Origin of the sequence: Pseudomonas sp. MWU15-20650 (genome assembly GCF_023242475.1) — a bacterium.
Lineage (GTDB): Bacteria > Pseudomonadota > Gammaproteobacteria > Pseudomonadales > Pseudomonadaceae > Aquipseudomonas.
Genome location: NZ_JALJFG010000028.1, coordinates 55,035 through 72,340, shown reverse-complemented (window position 1 = coordinate 72,340; position 17,306 = coordinate 55,035). Strand labels below are relative to the sequence as shown.

The window sequence follows — 17,306 nt, the reverse complement described above, 5'->3', positions numbered from 1 at the left end:
GACTCGGGCGTTTTCTAACGATTGATGAACGTATTCAGGTTATGAAGGGGCATTTTCGGGAGTGAATCCCTGAAGAGGTGCCCCAAATCTCTTGCGTGTCTTCGGATCGAATCGGTACCACTTACCGTTACGGTCATCCAACTGAGCCATGATCTTTGTCGTATCAGCGCCCTGATAAGTGCCTTCCGTCACGTCCTTCGGCTTATATTGATACACCCTGTTTACACTGCGATTAGCCGAAATCACCTTCCAGGTTAGGCTTCCTTTGCCCACGACCGAAGAGAACGTTGACAGGCCTCTGGTCCCGATGGCCGCCCCCCCTGCAAACGGGTTGGCGGCGCTGATAAGTGCCCGCCCCAACCTGCCGGTAACGCCGCCACGCCCTAGCTGCCCACCGACCTTCGCGACCTTCGCAACCCTGCCGACAGCGCCTGCACCGGCGGTAACAAAACCAAATATGTCAAACGCGAGGAAAGTAAGCCCCTCCCCGACCCTCCCCTGCAGAAAGCTGTCAATCGCTGACGCAAACGGTATCAGCGCACGGGTCGCCGCTCGTATTTTTTCGAATTCCGTTACTTCGGTATCGAACGTAGTGACACCTCTGGCAACGCTGACAACCGCTTCACGTTCGTCAGCCCTGAAAAAATGGCGTGTGACTGCATCGGCTATGTGCTGTGTTCTCGCCGAGGTGAAGGTTTGTAAAGGGGATGAAGCCTGAGGTTTGGCTGCTCGCTCTTTACTGTCTGTCGAGTCACTGGCTTTTATTTCAGTCAGTTTAGTGTTCGTTCTAGACCTGACCTTTCGATTATTCGTAGCAACAGGGCTCCATTCGCCTTGTAGCCCTACTTTCAGACCACCCGCCAAGTCTGCCCGATGCCGCAGAACCCCCGTCGTGGGATTGATTTCATAAATTCGCATCCGGCCTTTATGCAGGGACTCAACAAATACGGCGTGATGTTTAATGTCCTCAGTCGTGGCGACATCGTATTGGACCCTATAGCCTGCCGAGGTAATTGTTTGAGTGACTTTATCCTCTCCATAGATCTTCAACGCCCCCTGCTGCAGCGCCTCTTTATCTTCCTCCGGCAGCAGCGATATTTGGTGTTGCACAGTCACTTTCATGGCGCCTTTAAGTCCATCGTAATAGTCAACAACTTGTTTTTCAAACAGGTCATTTACCGACGGAAGAAACGTGAGCTCATGGGCTATTTTTTCGATAGGAACGGCCGGATCATTGGAATACCACACCACATGCTGCTGCGGTTTCAAATAGATATCCAGTATCGAGTACGGACCCGATAAGTCATGCTGCCTCTCCGTAGGCCAGATTGCTTTCTTCTCGAAATCTATCACCCCGTACTCTTTGACGGGAAATCGCTCCTTCAACTCACTGAGCGCCAGCTCTTTGCGCTTAAATAATGTTTTGCGCTGTGCTTCTGAAGCGCCTGCCAAGGCATCGAAACGTTCAGTGGCAAGGGCACTGGCACGTTCAATCTCTTCATCCGTGTAATTGTTATCTGCTCGCTTTTCAATGCCCCCATCCGCCACAGCCCAATGAATCAAACCCTCCCGCCCCGCCAATGTCTCTACCTGTTTTTCGGCGACGGTAATCGGGCTCAGGTCCTCAATCAGTAATTGTTGATAGGTTTTAGTCGCTGCCAACCCCGGGGTGCGCATCTCGGCTTTGGCAACGATGGCCTTCAAACTGACCCAGGCCGGCGAGCCATAAGTCACATTGTCCGGGAGACCTTTGACCAGTAATTCCGGCGCGTGGTGCGACAGCAGCAGGTAGGCGGCAACCGGAGCGTTGTTGCCATATGACTTGCGCAGATGCTCGGTTAGCCCATTAACGACAAAAGACAGCGGTTTCCCCCAGTTCTCACGCCCAGAGAGGTCAAACCCAGCCACCTTGTTCTTTTCGCCTGGTTTCCACACTGCATCCGGATTGAGGCCTATCTGAAGAGCCGAGAGTACCCAGTCTTCGGTACTGCCCGCCCCTTCGAACTGACTGCGCAACGCTTCACCTAACACCCGCGCAGCGGGGCTTTGCAAGAGCATCAAGGCTGCATGCCGGGGATCTTTAAGCTCGTCTGCGGACCATTGAATAGTTTGTGCCAGATAACCAAAAGCGTTTTGGCTCGGTTTCAACGTATCGAACTCGGGCAACCCCATCGAGTTGTACGCAACCGTATCGTAGATCGCCTGCTGTTGTTGTGGATCGAGCGGAGTGGGCCACGATAACCCTCCCCCGAAATCACCGTGCAGTTGCTGGTGCTCCACGGGACGAAGCAGCTCTTTGAGCATGTTCTTAAGTTCATCTTCGTTGACCGGGTGGTCCCAACCATTGCCTGTAATGAACTGCAAGAGGTCCACGGACTGACCGGCCATGGGCTGGCCATCCAAATGGAAACCGGAGTCGGGGTCCAGCTTGATCTGTTGCGATCGCAGATAAGACTGCAACCCTGCCTCCTGATCATAAGGTGATGGACTAGGGACAAGGCGGTGATGGTAGTCATGCAACAACACCTGCCGATCCAAATAATCCCCTACCTTCACAATAGCGCTGGCAAGGGCATCCCCGAAGGTGAGCAGATCGCGTTTATTGGCCAGTTGGGCTTTCTGAGCCGCCAGCGCTTCTTCACTCCGTTGGTCACCAACGCCCGCCGTCGCGAATGCATTGTTTTTTTGCAACGCTTGGGCGCGTCGTCGATCTTCGGTTGAATCGTAATGAATCGTTTCGCCATAGAATTGGGCGACCAACTTGAGCGGTGCACTCTCCATATGCAGGGCCGAGTAGGTTATCCCATCGGGTGCGTAGGCTTTTAGCGCGGCCAGAATCGGCTCAGCGAAGGTTGCCCAAGGTGAGTTGTCTTTCAAGGTAAAGCGGGTAAGCACCCCGTTGTTCTTTCTGACGCTCAGGGATCCGTCAGATATGAGGTGGAGGGTGGACGGGTCAAAACCATCGGCCTTGAGCCAGCTCAAAAAATCCTTGTCGCCAAGTGTATGACGCAACTGTGTACGCCACTGGCCGAAAGATGAAGCGTGCGGAATAGTCGAGACAATAGTTTCTTCATCATGAGTGCGATCCTCTAGTGCCTCCGCATAACGGGCTGCCAGTTCACTGTTCGCTTGATTGCGTTCGCTCGTTTGGGAGGACACGTCGTCACCCTGCACCTCTCGTCGGGCTCGGGTCACCGCCGTCGATTTTGAAGAGGATGCACTTTGACGGTTAAACGGATCCAGTGTTGCGTCGAAACGAGAGTGGCCGGTGAGCGTGGTTACCGCACTGGAAGAGAGATCCATAGCGTTTGTAATCTCCAGAGTCGTCACTAGAAAGTTCTACAGGTGCTCCTGAGTGAGTTCGATCTGGGTATTGGTTGCGATGAAGTATGTAACCGGGCATTAGACGAGTATAAAAACACGCTGCATAAAACCCAGGGTTGCTCATTCAAGAACAACGCTGGGCTATTTTTAATAATATGAGTTTAGAAAGCGCCCATGTAATCACGCTTGCCCACTTCCACACCGTTGTGGCGCAGCAGTGCGTAAGCGGTGGTGACGTGGAAGAAGAACTGCGGCAGGCCGTAGGTCAGCAGGTAGGACTGGCCGCTGAAGCGCTTCTCTTTCGGAGTACCTGGGCGGGTGATGATCTCGATGCCTTCCTTGCCGTCGATCTGCTCGGGCTTGATGGTGTCGACGAACGCCAAGACCTTGGCGATCAGCGCTTGCAGGTCGGCGAAGGTCACTTCGTTATCGTCATACTTGGGCACTTCGATCTCGGCCAGGCGCGCGGAAACACCCTTGGCGAAGTCAACGGCGATCTGCACCTGGCGTACCAATTGAAACATGTCCGGGAACAGGCGCGCTTGCAGCAAGGCGTTGGGCTCGATGTTCTTGGCAGTGGCGTGGGCTTCGGCTTTGCTCAGCACACCGCTGAGGGCGGTGAGCATTTGCTTGAAGACTGGGATAGAGGCGGCGTACAGGGAAATAGTCATGACAGTCTCACGGTAATGGCAGGGTTTGGAACCAGCGGCGATTATAGCCATGCCTGCGGCTTGTCTTTTATTTTTTCCGGCTTAGGCTAGTGACCTTCACTGCATAGGGAAAGCGCGATGACCGCCGAACACGACACCGACACCCCTGAGCCACGCCTGAACAGCACGGAAATCCGTATCCTGGGCTGCCTGATCGAAAAGCAGGCGACCAACCCGGAAACCTACCCGCTGACCCTCAACGCGCTGGTGCTGGCCTGCAACCAGAAAACCAGCCGCGAACCGGTGATGAACCTCAGCCAAGGCCAGGTCGGCCAAAGCCTGCGCGTACTCGAAGGCCAGGGTTTTACCCGACTGGTGATGGGCAGCCGCGCCGACCGCTGGGAGCATCGCGTGGACAAGGCGTTGGAGCTGGTGCCGGCCCAGGTGATTTTGACCGGGCTGCTGTTTCTGCGCGGGCCGCAGACGGTTAACGAGCTATTGACGCGCAGCGGGCGCATGCATGATTTCGAAGACGCCGAGCAAGTGGTGCATCAGCTCGAACGCCTGATTGCGCGGGGGCTGGCCGTTCTGGTGCCACGCCAGGCGGGACAGCGCGAGGACCGCTACACCCATGCGCTTGGAGACCCGGCAGATATCGAGGCGATCATCGCCGCGCGGGGCAATCCAGTGGAGCGTGGGGCTGGCAGTGCAGTTTCGGTGGAACGTATTGAAGAGCTGGAAGCCCGGATTGCGGCGTTGGAAGAACGCCTGGCACAGCTGGAACAGGGCTGACACAGTAAAAAGTGTGGGAGTGGCAAACCCGCTGGCCACGGGTTAGCGGTTGCTCGTTCTAGTGTTTAACTGGCTGCCTCTCCCCCATAGAGCGCCAGTGGCCTTCAGTTGCGGGCGAAGGCCACTGCCGTCTGAAACTGCTCCTGCGTCGGCCGCACGCCGGTGTACAGCACAAACTGCTCCAACGCCTGAATAGCGATCACTTCCAGCCCGGTAATCACGCGTTTGCCTTGAGCCCGCCCACGCATGATCAACGGCGTTTGCTCGGGGATCGCCACCACATCGAAGACCGTTTCAGCGCTATCGATAGCAGCTGCGTCAAACGCCAACGCATCCGCCTCGGGGCCCCCTGTCATGCCGATGGGCGTTACGTTGATCAGCATCTGCGGGCGCAAGTCGTCGAGCTGCGCTTGCCATGCGTACCCCAGGTTCTGCGCCAATGCCCGGCCCGCCGCTTCGTTGCGTGCCACGATCACGCCGTTGGTGTAACCGCCATCACGCAAGGCACTTGCGACCGCCTTGGCCATACCGCCACTGCCACGTAGGGCGAAGGTCGAGTCTTTTGGCACTGCGTGTTTTTTCAGCAGTTGCTCAATGGCGATGTAATCCGTGTTGTAGGCTTTGAGGTGGCCGTTGGTATTGACGATGGTGTTCAGGGAGTCGATGGCTTGAACCGAATCGTCCAGTTCGTCCACTAAGGCAATGGCGGCTTCCTTGAAGGGCATGGACACCCCGCAACCCCGCACGCCCAAGGCGCGAATACCACCGATCGCGCCAGGCAAATCCTGGCTACTGAAAGCTTTATAGTAGAAGTTCAAACCCAGCTGTTCGTACAGATGGTTATGAAATCGCAGGCCAAAATTCCCAGGACGCGCCGACAGTGACATGCACAGTTGGGTGTCCTTGTTGGGGTACATCTGCATGGGTAACTCCTTTATGTAAGCCATTCGGTACAGACCTTACACAACCTTTACCTATCGGCCGTGCTGTTTTTCAGAAATACGTTGTCTTAAAAGTATCCCCGCGACAATCCTTGAGTCTATTGATTGCAGACCACAAGCGCAGGGGCTAACCGAGGAATGACCATGATTCGTAAAATCCCCAAAATCGCCTTGCTCATCGGCGCACTCGCTATGGCAGGCCAAGCCTCCGCCCACGGTGGTGGTTGGGGTGGCCCGGCCGTTCTGGGTGCATTGGTCGGCGCAGCTGTAGTCGGCTCCGTGGTTGCCAGCCAATCCCAGCCGGTCTACGTGCAGCAGCCGGTGTATGTCCAGCCGCAGCCCGTGTATGCCGCTCCGCCGCCGGTCTACTACGCACCGCCACCTCCGGTCTATGTGCAACAGCAGGTTTATTACCGCCCGGCGCCGGTCTATTACGGCCCACCACGCGGTTACTACGGCCATCCTCACGGCTACTATGGCCGAGGTTGGTAAGCTTGGATTGATAGGACTGGAACAGGCCTCGCCCCTACGCGAGGCCTTTTTTTTGCCTGGAAAGTCCGGATTTATGCTGCCAAGGTCGCTGTGAGGACAATGCCTGAGCAGCCATCCCACATCATGAGGGTCCAATATCCGCTTGATCGACCGACACCCACGCTGTCATGTTTGCGTCACAAAACAGTCTCACTATCGACCCGGTCCACCCAACAACAATTAAGGACGATGACCATGCCCACCCAAAACCCGCACCACACCGCTGGCCTGTGTACGTCCAGCAAGGTCTACAGCGCCCTCACCGAACTCAAGCACCTCGAAGGCCATCGCAGTGCAAAGTTCCTGGCCCTGTTGGCGGAAAACCTGGTACGCAAGGGGCTGCTCAGTGAACACGAAGTGGTGAACATGCTCGATCAGGTAGTGGATTAACGCCTGGCGTCGATGTCGACTATCGAGCCAGGTGATTTTTCCTCAGCACAGGCGCACCGTAAGGTGACCTCCATAACGATTGGAGGTACTTATGCCCACTGTTCAGATCATGTCCGTCATCGGCAGCGCCGTCCCCGCCCCTCTTCGCAAGCTCGGCTTGCTCGCCTGCTGGTACCTGGTCCGCGATGGCGAGCCTATCAGCGGCCCGCTCACCTCGTTATCCGACGCCGAAACCCAGTTGCAACAGGCGTCCAACTTCAGGCTTCAAGCCTGAAACTCATGGCAAGGGCAACTTGACCCGTGGTTTGGTTTCGGCAAACAACGCCCAGCAGGACATGAACAACGCCGCCACCAAGGGCCCGATGACAAAACCATTGAGGCCAAACACCGACAGGCCACCCAAAGTCGAGATCAGGATCAAGTAGTCCGGCATCTTGGTGTCTTTTCCTACCAGGATCGGGCGCAGCACGTTGTCCACCAGGCCGATCACGAACACCCCAAAAAGCCCTAGCACGACGCCCTGCCAGATCGAACCGCTCAACAGAAAGTAGGCGGCTACCGGCCCCCATACAATCCCCGCGCCCACTGCCGGCAGCAAGGATAGAAACGCCATCAATACCGCCCAGAGCAACGCACTGGGGATATCCAGGAACCAGAAGATCAAACCACCCAGCGCGCCTTGGGTCACGGCCACCAGCACGTTGCCCTTGACCGTGGCCCGCACCACCCGGTTGAACTTGAGTTGCAGGCGACGTTTTTGCGGTTCCGCCAACGGCACGGCCGTGCGCACCTTGCGCACCAGCTCCGGCCCGTCGCGCAACAGGAAAAACAGCAGGTACAACATGATGAAAAAGCTCACAAGGAAATCAAACGTACCCTGGCCGAAGCTGAACGCCTGGGACGCAAAGAACTGACTGCCTTGCATCGCACTCTTGACGATCTTCTCCCGCAGCCCTTCGAGGTTGCCCATGCCGAAGCGATCGAGCAGGTGCTGGAAGTACGGCGGTAGCACGTTCTTGAACTGCTCGATATATCCCGCCACATCCAACGTGCCGCTTTCGATGTTTTTGTAGAGTGTCGCCCCCTCTTGCACCAGCAACACGCTGGTAATGATCACCGGCAAAATGGCAATGACCAGGCACACCGTCAGGGTTGCCAGGGACGTCAGGTTGCGGTTCCAGCTGAACCGCTGCTGCAGGCGCCGCTGCATCGGGGCAAAGATAATGCCGAGGATCACCGCCCAGAACACCGCGCCGTAGAACGGCAGCAATATCCAGATGAAGGCGATGGTCACCAGGGCCAGCAGCAACAGCAGGGTTTTGAATTGCAGGTTGGTTTGGTTCATGTCCGATCCATGTCAAAAAGCAGGGGCGCGCGTTTGCGTCCAGCTGCTTAGTCCACCGCCACGCCTGGGAGTGCCATCTTTGTTGCGCTAAGCGTAGACCCAGATCAATAAAAACAGGCGCACGTTCGGCTACGCTCGCGGCTTTTTGCGACCCCATCCCTATGCCTCTCGCCCTGACGCCTGAACTGCTCGCCCCCGCCGGCACCCTGAAAAACATGCGCTACGCCTTCGCCTACGGTGCCGATGCGGTCTACGCCGGCCAGCCGCGCTATAGCCTGCGGGTGCGCAACAATGAGTTCGACCACGCCAACCTCGCGCTCGGCATCCAGGAAGCGCACGTTCTGGGCAAGCGTTTCTACGTGGTGGTGAACATCGCGCCGCACAACGCCAAGCTGAAAACCTTCCCCAAGGACCTGGCCCCGGTGATCGCCATGGGCCCGGATGCGCTGATCATGTCCGACCCCGGGCTGATCATGTGGGTGCGCCGGCATTTCCCGCAAATGCCGATCCACCTGTCGGTACAGGCCAACACGGTGAACTGGGCCAGCGTGCAATTCTGGCAACAACAGGGTATTGGCCGGGTGATTCTGTCGCGCGAACTGTCGCTGGAAGAGATCGGTGAAATCCGCCAGCAAGTGCCGACGATGGAGCTGGAAGTATTTGTGCACGGTGCCCTGTGCATGGCCTATTCCGGGCGCTGCCTGCTGTCGGGTTACATGAACAAGCGTGATGCCAACCAGGGCACCTGCACCAACGCGTGCCGCTGGAAATACCAGGCGACGCCGGCAGTGGAAAATACGACGGGCGACATCGTCCAGGCGTATCAGCCAACGCTCGGTATCGGTACCCCAACCGACCAAGTGTTCCTGTTGCAGGAAGCCAACCGCCCCGAAGAGCAAATGCCCGCCTTCGAAGACGAGCACGGCACCTACATCATGAACGCCAAGGACCTGCGCGCGGTGCAGCATGTGGAGCGCCTGGCCCAAATGGGCGTGCATTCGTTGAAGATCGAGGGCCGCACCAAATCCCACTTCTACTGCGCGCGCACCACCCAGGTGTATCGCCAGGCCATTGATGATGCGGTGGCCGGGCGCGCCTTTGATCGCAGCTTGATGAACAACCTCGAATCCCTGGCCCAGCGCGGCTACACCGAAGGTTTCCTGCGCCGCCATGTGCACGACGAATACCAGAACTACCAGCACGGCAGTTCAGTCTCCGAACGTCAGCAGTTTGTCGGGGAACTGACCGGTGAGCGCCGAGGCGAGTTGGCCGAGGTCAAGGTGAAGAACCGCTTCGGCGTGGGTGATCATCTGGAATTGATGACGCCCGCCGGCAACTTCCACTTTGACCTGGCCGCGCTGCACAACACCAAGGGCGAAGCCGTCGAGGTGGCGCCGGGAGATGGGCACACAGTGTATGTGCCCCTGCCGGGCGAGATGGACCTGCGCTTCGGCCTGCTGATGCGCGACCTCTGAACTAGATCCTGAACTGACCGACCAACTGCCCCAGGCGCTGGCCCAAATCCGCCAGGCTGCGAGACGTCTGGGCACCCAGTTGGGTCTCGTCCGCCACGCTGTCTACCGCCACGGCAATCTGATGCACACTGCGGTTGATCTCTTCGGCCACGGCGGTCTGCTCTTCAGCGGCGCTGGCAATCTGCGCGTTCATCGAGTTGATGGTACCGATCAACTGGGCCATGGTGTCCAACGAAGCCCCGGCTTCGTTCGCCTGTGCCGAGGTACCGTCGCCCGCATCGCTGGAGCGGCGCATCGCATCCACGGCGGCCACGGTGCCCTTTTGCAGGCGGTCGATCATGCCCTGGATTTCCTGGGTGCTGGTTTGGGTGCGACTGGCCAAGGCGCGCACTTCATCGGCGACTACGGCAAACCCGCGCCCGGCCTCCCCTGCCCGCGCAGCTTCAATCGCGGCGTTGAGGGCGAGCAGGTTGGTTTGTTCGGCGATGGAGCGGATCACGCCGAGCACGCTGACAATCGACGACACATCCTGCTGCAGGCTGTCGAGGGACACGCCACTGCTGCGGATATCGTTCACCAGCGCATGAATCTGCGCGATGCTGCCGTCCACCACACGTTTGGCAGCCTGGCCCTCGGCGTCGGTCTGTTGCGCGGCGACGGCGGCGCCCTGGGCACTGCGCGCCACTTCTTGCGCAGCAGAAGACATTTCGTTGATCGCGGTCGCGACCTGGTCGGTCTCGTGACGCTGGCGCTCCATGGCTTGCTCGGAGCGCTGGGCCTGGTCGGACACCTGACTCACCAGCCCGGTGAGTTGGGCGGTCATTTCGGTGATCTGGCGCACCAAGCCATGGATCTTGTCGACGAACCGGTTGAACGCACCGGCCAGGTCGCCCAATTCGTCCTGACTGGTGATGGCCAGGCGGCGGGTCAAATCGCCTTCTCCCGCGGCAATGTCGTCGAGGCTGGCCTTCATCAAGTTCAGTGGGCGCAAGATGGTATTGGCGACCACCATGCCGACGGCAGCAATCACCAGCAGCACCACGATGGCCACGCCAAGAATGCTCAACAGTACGCCCTCCATGCGCTGCTCGACCTCGGCCTCAACCATCGCCACCTGGGCCTCGATGCCATCCAGGTTCACCGACGTACCGATCACCATGTCCCACTTGGGCAGGTATTCGGTGTAGCCGAGCTTGGGCACCAGTTCGGTCTGCCCCGGCTGGGTCGAACTGTATTGCAGATAGTGGGTGCCGTCCTTGCCGACCTTGACCAGGTCTCGGTTGACGTAGACCCCGTTGGGGTCACGGTTGTCCTTGAAGCTTTTGCCCACGCCGTCCGGGCTGTTGCCCTTGAACAGGCGGATGGTCTCGGAGTCGTAGCCGAAGAAGTAACCGTCCTTGCCATAGCTTGTGTTGGACAGCAACTTGACCACCTGTGCCCGCGCAGCGCTGTCGCCCGGGGCTGCCGCGTCGTACAACGGCTTGATGGTGGTCATGGCCACCTCGACATAACTTTGCAGGGTGGCCTTGGCGTCGTTGAGCAGGCGCTGGCGGGTTTCATCCACTTCGTTGCGCGCCTGGCCCTCGAGAATCCACAGGATGGTCAGGCTGATGACCACGGCAAACAACAACACCGGCACTACGGCGAGGGACAGGACTTTGGCCTTGAGGCTCAGACGCATGGCTTTTCTCTCTTGTTAGTGGCGACTAAAGAGGTTAACGGCCAATGGTGTGATTTCTGTAGGCCAACGCCGTCAGAGTGTCATCGCCGCCAGCCAGCCAAACGCCAACAGTGGGATGTTGTAATGCAGGAACGTCGGCACCACGGTGTCCCAGATATGGTGGTGCTGGCCGTCGATATTCAGGCCCGAGGTCGGACCGAGGGTGGAATCCGAGGCGGGTGAACCAGCATCGCCCAGCGCCCCCGCCGTACCGACGATGCACACGATAGCCAGCGGGCTGAAGCCCAGTTGCACACACAGCGGCACGAAAATCGCGGCCAGGATCGGCACCGTGGAAAACGACGAACCGATACCCATGGTGACCAGCAGGCCCACCAACAGCATCAGCAAGGCGCCCACACCGCGGCTATGGCCGATAAAGGCTGCCGAGGCTTCGACCAGGGAACGCACGTCACCGGTGGCCTTGAGCACTTCGGCAAAGCCCGACGAGGCGATCATGATGAAGCCGATCATGGCCATCATCTTCATGCCTTCCGTGAACAGGTCGTCGGTCTCGCGCCAACGCACGATGCCCGACACCGAGAAAATCAGGAACCCGGCCAGGGCGCCGATGATCATCGAGTCCAGCCACAACTGGATAATGAACGCCGATGCAATCGCCAGTCCCGCCACCAGTAGCGTCAGTGGGTTGTACTGCACCGCCACTTGCTCGACGCGTTCGATTTTTTCCAGGTCGTACACACGTTTCTTGCGGTAACTGATGAACACCGCCACCAGCAGACCGACCACCATGCCCAGCGCCGGCAGGCCCATGGCATGGGTCACGTTGACCTGGCTGATATCCACGCCGCTCTTGGCCACATTGGCCAGCAGGATCTGATTGAGGAATATGTTGCCAAAGCCCACTGGCAGGAACATGTAGGGCGTGATCAAGCCGAAGGTCATGACGCAGGCGATCAGGCGACGGTCCAGTTGCAGCTTGGTCAGCACGTATAACAGCGGCGGCACCAGCAGCGGAATAAACGCAATATGAATCGGCAGGATGTTCTGCGAGGCAATCGCCACGACCCATAGCAAGCCAATCAGCAACCATTTGACGTGGCTACCGCCGGTGGCTTCCTGGCGATCCACCAGCAGCAAGGCTTTGTCCGCGAGCGCATGGGCCAGGCCCGATTTGGCAATCGCCACCGCGAAAGCCCCGAGCAGTGCGTAAGACAAGGCCACTGTCGCGCCGCCGCCCAACCCACCGTTGAACGCTTTGAGCGTGGCCTCGATGCCCAGGCCACCGGTCAAGCCACCGACCAGGGCACCCACAATAATGGCGATGACCACATGCACGCGGGACAGGCTCAGCACCAGCATGGTGCCAACCGCGGCGATAACTGCGTTAATCATGGTTACCTCAAGACAGAAACATAAAAAGCAAGCGTGCCCGCGCCCAGGCGGCCATTGGAGAGCGCTGCCGGCGTGTGGGCATGAAGAGGTCTTATTAGAGGGCGCGCACTTTGCAGCAGGTAGGCGGCCATGTCAAAAAACTGTGGTGGTAGCGAGCGAGCTCGCTCACCACAGAATAAAGAAATAGTTAGCGCCGCCGATAACGAATCTCTACGTGTTCTCAGGTAAGGATGTCCGATGTCGCTTAGGCAGCTCTCCATTCAATGGAAAATCACCCTGCTCGCGGGCCTGTGCCTGCTGGGGATCGTGACCCTGCTGGTGGGTCTGTCGCTGTACCGCATGGCGCAGAGCTCGGAACAGGTCAAAGCGTCCAGCATGCAGATGCTGGATGCGGCCGCCCAAGCCCGTATCGAAGCTCAGGGGCAAGTGCAGGCGCTGGGCATTCGCCAGCAGTTCATGGATGCCTACCAATATGGCCATGGGTTTTCCCGCCAAGTGCTGTTTCTGCGCGAGCAGGCGGAAAAACGCTTTCTCGATGCCTTCGACACCCGTGAAGACCTGACCCGCCAGGTCAAGGCCGCGCTACAGGCCAACCCGGCCCTGCTCGGTTTGTCATTGGTGTTCGAAGCCAATGCGCTGGACGGCAAGGACGAGTTGTTCGCCAATCAAAAAGAATTGGGCAGCAACGAAAAAGGCCGCTTTGCCCTGTATTGGTCACAACCCACTCCCGGCCAGTTGACCTCGATGCCGCTGCCCGAAAGCGACATGGCCGACACCAGCGTCGGGCCCAGCGGCGAGAAAGCCAACGCCTGGTTCACCTGCCCACGCACCACGCTCAAGCCCTGCGTGATCGAACCCTACTTCTATGTGATCGACGGGCAGAATGTGCTGATGACCAGCATCGTGTTCCCGCTGATGGCCAATGGCAAAGTGATTGCTTCCCTGTCGGTAGACATTAACCTCAACAGCCTGCAGGCCGTGAGCCAACAGGCGAGCCAGAAACTGTATGACGGCCAAACCCAGGTCAGCATTCTCAGTTCGACCGGCCTGCTCGCCGGCTACAGCCCGGATGCCAGCAAACTCAGCCAACGCCTGGATCAGGTCGATACTGCCAGCGGCGCGCAATTGATCAATGCCCTGGCAAGCAGCGCACAGATCCGCAGCCTGCGCGCCGATCACCAACTCAAGGTGCTGGCGCCGTTTGCACCGATCCCTGGGGGCAAGTCGTGGGGTGTGTTGTTGGATGTTCCGGAAAACGTCCTGGTAGCCCCCGCCGAGGCGCTGAAAGCCACGCTGGATGCCGATAACGCCAAGGGCACCCTGTTGGAACTGAGCCTGGGGCTGCTGGCCGCGGTGGTTGGCCTGATCCTGGTGTGGCTGATGGCGCGCAGTGTGACCCGGCCGATCCTCGGTGTGGCGCGTATGCTCGAAGACATCGCCAGTGGCGAAGGCGACCTGACCCGCCGCCTGACCTACGACAAAAAGGACGAACTGGGCCAACTCGCGGGTTGGTTCAACCGCTTCCTCGACAAGCTGCAACCGACCATTGCCCAAGTCAAACGCTCGGTGCAGGACGCCCGTGGCACGGCCGACCAGTCCGCCGCGATCGCCACCCAGACCAGCGCCGGCATGGAGCAGCAATATCGTCAGGTGGACCAGGTGGCCACCGCCTCCCACGAAATGAGCGCCACCGCCCAGGACGTCGCGCGCAGCGCTGCCCAGGCGGCACAAGCTGCACGTGATGCCGACCAGGCGACGCGCGAAGGGTTGACCGTGATCGACCGTACCACCACCCACATCGGCACACTCGCTGCCAACATGAGTACGGCCATGGCCCAGGTCGAAGGCTTGGCAGCCAACAGCGAGAAGATCGGTTCAGTGCTGGAAGTGATTCGCGGCATCGCCGAACAGACCAACCTGCTGGCACTCAACGCCGCCATCGAAGCGGCCCGTGCCGGTGAGGCCGGTCGTGGCTTCGCCGTGGTCGCCGACGAAGTACGCAACCTGGCGCAACGCACCCAAGAGTCGGTGGAAGAAACGCGTCAGGTCATCGAGCAATTGCAACATGGCACCACCGATGTGGTCGGCTCCATGGGCAATAGTTATCGCCAGGCCCAAGGCAGTGTTGAACAGGTCGGCCAGGCCGTGACGGCCTTGCGCCAGATTGGCGATGCGGTCACGGTGATCAGCGACATGAACCTGCAGATTGCCAGCGCCGCCGAAGAGCAAAGCGCGGTGGCCGAGGAGATCAACAGCAACGTGGCGACGATCCGGGATGTCACCGAGTCGTTATCGGAGCAAGCCAACGAATCGGCGCGAGTCAGCCAGGCGCTGAACAGTCTGGCGAATCAGCAACAGGGGCTGATGGATCAGTTCAGGGTATAAGTGACAGTTCCCACGCTCGCGTGGGAATGATCTCAAGGCTGGCGCTTGGGCAACTCGACCAGCGCCTTAAGCCCGCCCAGCCCACTCGCCTGCAACTGCAACGCCCCGCCCCACACCTCGACGATATCCCGCACGATCCCCAGCCCCAGGCCATGCCCCACCCTCTGCTCATCCAGGCGAGCACCGCGGCTGAAGACTTGGTCACGTTGGGACTCGGGAATGCCCGGGCCGTCATCTTCGACAGTCAGCAGATAAGCCTGCGGTGTCTCACTGACGCTCAAGCGCACCTCGGCATCCGCCCATTTACAGGCGTTATCCAGCAGGTTGCCCAGCAGTTCCAACAGGTCTTCACGGTCCCAGGGCAATTGCAGGCCCGGTGCGACGTGGTAGCTCAGGTCCAGGTGCTCGCCATGGATCATGCGCAGCGTAGCCAACAAGCCAGGCAGTTCTTGTTCACAGTCAAACAAGGCACCCGGCAATGTATCGCCCGCCAGGCGCGCGCGGTTGAGCTCGCGGTTAAGGCGCTGCTGTACTTGCTCCAGCTGCTCACGCAGCAACTGGCTCAGGTGCGGGTGGTCCTTGAGCGCGTCACTCGACGCTGCGCTCAACAGCACAGCCAGTGGGGTTTTCAAGGCATGCCCAAGGTTGCCGAGGGCGTTGCGGGAACGCTTGAGGCTGTCTTCGGTGTGCGCCAGCAAATGGTTGATCTGCGCCACCAGCGGCTCCAGCTCCAGCGGCACCTGGGTGTCCAGCTGCGAACGCTGGCCCTGTTGCAGTTGTGCGATCTGGTGGCGCGCGGTTTCCAACGGGCGCAAGGCTCGGCGCACGGTGACCCGTTGCAGAACCAGCACCAATAACAGTGCCGCCAGCCCCAGTACCAGGCCGATCTGGCGCATCAGGCGAAAGCTTTCCCGTACGGGTGTGTAGTCCTGGGCCACGCTGATGGAAATCAACTGGCCGAAGCGCTTGTAGTCCGCCCGTAACACCAACAGTTTCTGGCCTTCCGGGCCTAGTTGCAGGTTGCCCTTGAGCCCGGCCTCGGGAAGCCGGGGCAGTTCCTGATCCCACAGGGAGCGGGAGCGCCAATGGATGTCGGCAAAATCGATACGAAAATAATGCCCGGAAAACGGCCGCTGATAAGCCGGCGACAGACGCTGCTCATCCAGCTGTATGCCACCAGGACCACGTACCAGCGCCACCAACAGGCTCTCGCTGTCATTGCGCAGACCCGCCTCCAGATAACGCTGCAAACCGGCTTCGAACAACCACAGGCTGGTTTGCGCCAACACCAAGCCGACGACCACCATCACGCTGATCAGCCCCAGGCTCAGACGCCGCTGGATCGACTTCATGCCGGTGTGGCACCAAACCGGTAACCTTGGCCGCGCCGGGTTTCGATCACGTTGCGCCCCAATTTGCGGCGCAAATGGTTGACGTGTACTTCCAACACATTGGAATCGCGCTCAGTCTCGCCGTCATACAAATGCTCGGCCAGGTGGCTTTTCGACAGGATCTGCTCGGGGTGCAGCATGAAGTAGCGCAGCAGGCGAAACTCGGCGGCCGTCAGTTGGATCTCGGCGCCATCGCGCAGCACGCACTGACGCCCTTCATCCAGGTGCAAGCCGGCAGCTTGCAAGGTGGGCTGGTTGGCTTGGCCATGGGAGCGGCGTAATAGCGCCTGGATACGCAGGTGCAGTTCTTCGGGATGAAAGGGTTTGCTCAGGTAATCATCGGCACCGGCCTTGAGCCCTTCGATACGCTCGGCCCAGGAGTCACGCGCGGTCAGGACCAGCACCGGCGTGGCCAAGGCGGCTGCCCGCCATTGGGCCAACACCTCAAGCCCGGGTAAACCGGGCAGGCCCAAGTCAAGAATGATCAGGTCATAGGGCTCGCTACGGCCCTGATAGACAGCGTCACGCCCATCGGCCAGCCAATCCACCGCGTAGCCCTGGCGCTGCAGGCCGGCCACCAACTCATCGGCCAGTGGCACGTTATCCTCCACCAGAAGCAGGCGCATCAGTCGTCTTCCTTATCTTTGAGCAACTCACCGGTGCTGGCGTCGAGCTCGATCTCGCGCACCACCCCGTCGACGGTCAACAGCTCGATGTCATAGATATAGCGCACCGGACGATCCTTGTGCTCTTCAAGCTCGGCATCCAGCAGCCTGGCACCGGGGTAGCGTTCTAATGCCGGGCCCAGCAAGTGTTCCAACGGGGCAATGACGCCCTTCTGGCGCAGGCGCAAGGCGTCGTCCTGACCGAGGTCATGGGCTGCCAGACTTGAGCTGATCAGCAGCAACACCAATGCCACTTGACTGCCCGCGCGTAGATTTACCTTCATGACGTATCCTGATGTTCCGTGAGGCCAGCCCGTTGACGGGTATGAGCCAAACTGGCG

Annotated in this window: 15 protein-coding genes; 6 read left to right on the top strand and 9 right to left on the bottom strand. The window is 59.3% G+C overall.

Annotation, left to right across the window (positions count from 1 at the left end; translation table 11 throughout):
• Positions 1-39: 39 nt before the first annotated feature.
• Both M5B43_RS19675 and M5B43_RS19670 read right to left on the bottom strand, forming a co-directional pair.
• Positions 40-3,303 carry a hypothetical protein gene (locus tag M5B43_RS19675; protein WP_248751666.1) on the bottom strand — a complete coding sequence of 1,088 codons (3,264 nt, stop codon included), beginning with the start codon at positions 3,301-3,303 and terminating at the stop codon, positions 40-42.
• Between the two features lie 182 nt (positions 3,304-3,485).
• Positions 3,486-3,995 (bottom strand): DUF1993 domain-containing protein, encoded by a 510-nt coding sequence (locus M5B43_RS19670; RefSeq protein WP_248751665.1) that lies wholly within the window; start codon positions 3,993-3,995, stop codon positions 3,486-3,488.
• A gap of 117 nt (positions 3,996-4,112) precedes the next feature.
• Here M5B43_RS19670 and M5B43_RS19665 point away from each other — a divergent pair, with 117 nt between their 5' ends.
• On the top strand, positions 4,113-4,766 hold the full coding sequence (locus tag M5B43_RS19665) for a DUF480 domain-containing protein (RefSeq protein WP_248751664.1): 654 nt from the start codon (positions 4,113-4,115) through the stop codon (positions 4,764-4,766).
• A gap of 104 nt (positions 4,767-4,870) precedes the next feature.
• Here the strand turns inward: M5B43_RS19665 and M5B43_RS19660 are convergent, their stop codons facing one another.
• Positions 4,871-5,689, bottom strand: a complete 819-nt coding sequence (locus M5B43_RS19660; protein WP_248751663.1) for a shikimate 5-dehydrogenase — start codon at positions 5,687-5,689, stop codon at positions 4,871-4,873.
• Between the two features lie 156 nt (positions 5,690-5,845).
• Between M5B43_RS19660 and M5B43_RS19655 the strand changes: the two genes are divergently transcribed.
• The 3 genes from M5B43_RS19655 (at position 5,846) to M5B43_RS19645 (ending at position 6,902) form a co-directional block, all read left to right on the top strand.
• Positions 5,846-6,199, top strand: a complete 354-nt coding sequence (locus M5B43_RS19655; protein WP_128591675.1) for a hypothetical protein — start codon at positions 5,846-5,848, stop codon at positions 6,197-6,199.
• A 234-nt stretch (positions 6,200-6,433) separates the two neighbouring features.
• Positions 6,434-6,628 (top strand): hypothetical protein, encoded by a 195-nt coding sequence (locus M5B43_RS19650; RefSeq protein ID WP_248751662.1) that lies wholly within the window; start codon positions 6,434-6,436, stop codon positions 6,626-6,628.
• A gap of 91 nt (positions 6,629-6,719) precedes the next feature.
• A complete protein-coding gene (locus M5B43_RS19645; RefSeq protein ID WP_248751661.1) occupies positions 6,720-6,902 on the top strand; it encodes a hypothetical protein in 183 nt (60 codons plus the stop codon).
• Between the two features lie 3 nt (positions 6,903-6,905).
• On the opposite strand, the gene M5B43_RS19640 is transcribed toward M5B43_RS19645, so the two are convergent.
• Positions 6,906-7,973: an AI-2E family transporter gene (locus M5B43_RS19640; protein ID WP_248751660.1), complete on the bottom strand. Its 1,068-nt coding sequence runs from the start codon at positions 7,971-7,973 to the stop codon at positions 6,906-6,908.
• A gap of 161 nt (positions 7,974-8,134) precedes the next feature.
• Here M5B43_RS19640 and yegQ point away from each other — a divergent pair, with 161 nt between their 5' ends.
• Positions 8,135-9,448, top strand: coding sequence for a tRNA 5-hydroxyuridine modification protein YegQ (yegQ, locus tag M5B43_RS19635; RefSeq protein WP_248751659.1), 1,314 nt, complete (start codon positions 8,135-8,137; stop codon positions 9,446-9,448).
• Between the two features lies 1 nt (position 9,449).
• On the opposite strand, the gene M5B43_RS19630 is transcribed toward yegQ, so the two are convergent.
• On the bottom strand, positions 9,450-11,129 hold the full coding sequence (locus tag M5B43_RS19630) for a methyl-accepting chemotaxis protein (RefSeq protein WP_248751658.1): 1,680 nt from the start codon (positions 11,127-11,129) through the stop codon (positions 9,450-9,452).
• A gap of 72 nt (positions 11,130-11,201) precedes the next feature.
• Entirely contained in the window at positions 11,202-12,521 is a 1,320-nt protein-coding gene (locus M5B43_RS19625; RefSeq protein ID WP_248751683.1) for a Na+/H+ antiporter NhaC family protein, read from the bottom strand.
• A gap of 240 nt (positions 12,522-12,761) precedes the next feature.
• On the opposite strand from M5B43_RS19625, the gene M5B43_RS19620 reads away from it, so the two are divergent.
• Positions 12,762-14,909, top strand: a complete 2,148-nt coding sequence (locus tag M5B43_RS19620) for a methyl-accepting chemotaxis protein (protein ID WP_248751657.1) — start codon at positions 12,762-12,764, stop codon at positions 14,907-14,909.
• 32 nt (positions 14,910-14,941) lie between these two features.
• Here the strand turns inward: M5B43_RS19620 and M5B43_RS19615 are convergent, their stop codons facing one another.
• The 3 genes from M5B43_RS19615 to M5B43_RS19605 are packed head-to-tail and all read right to left on the bottom strand — an operon-like array spanning position 14,942 to position 17,249.
• A complete protein-coding gene (locus tag M5B43_RS19615) occupies positions 14,942-16,261 on the bottom strand; it encodes a sensor histidine kinase (protein WP_248751656.1) in 1,320 nt (439 codons plus the stop codon).
• Positions 16,258-16,926, bottom strand: coding sequence for a response regulator transcription factor (locus M5B43_RS19610; protein ID WP_248751655.1), 669 nt, complete (start codon positions 16,924-16,926; stop codon positions 16,258-16,260). Before M5B43_RS19610 ends, M5B43_RS19615 begins: the two co-directional genes overlap by 4 nt.
• Positions 16,926-17,249 carry a PepSY domain-containing protein gene (locus M5B43_RS19605; protein WP_248751654.1) on the bottom strand — a complete coding sequence of 108 codons (324 nt, stop codon included), beginning with the start codon at positions 17,247-17,249 and terminating at the stop codon, positions 16,926-16,928. Before M5B43_RS19605 ends, M5B43_RS19610 begins: the two co-directional genes overlap by 1 nt.
• Between the last annotated feature and the right edge of the window lie 57 nt (positions 17,250-17,306).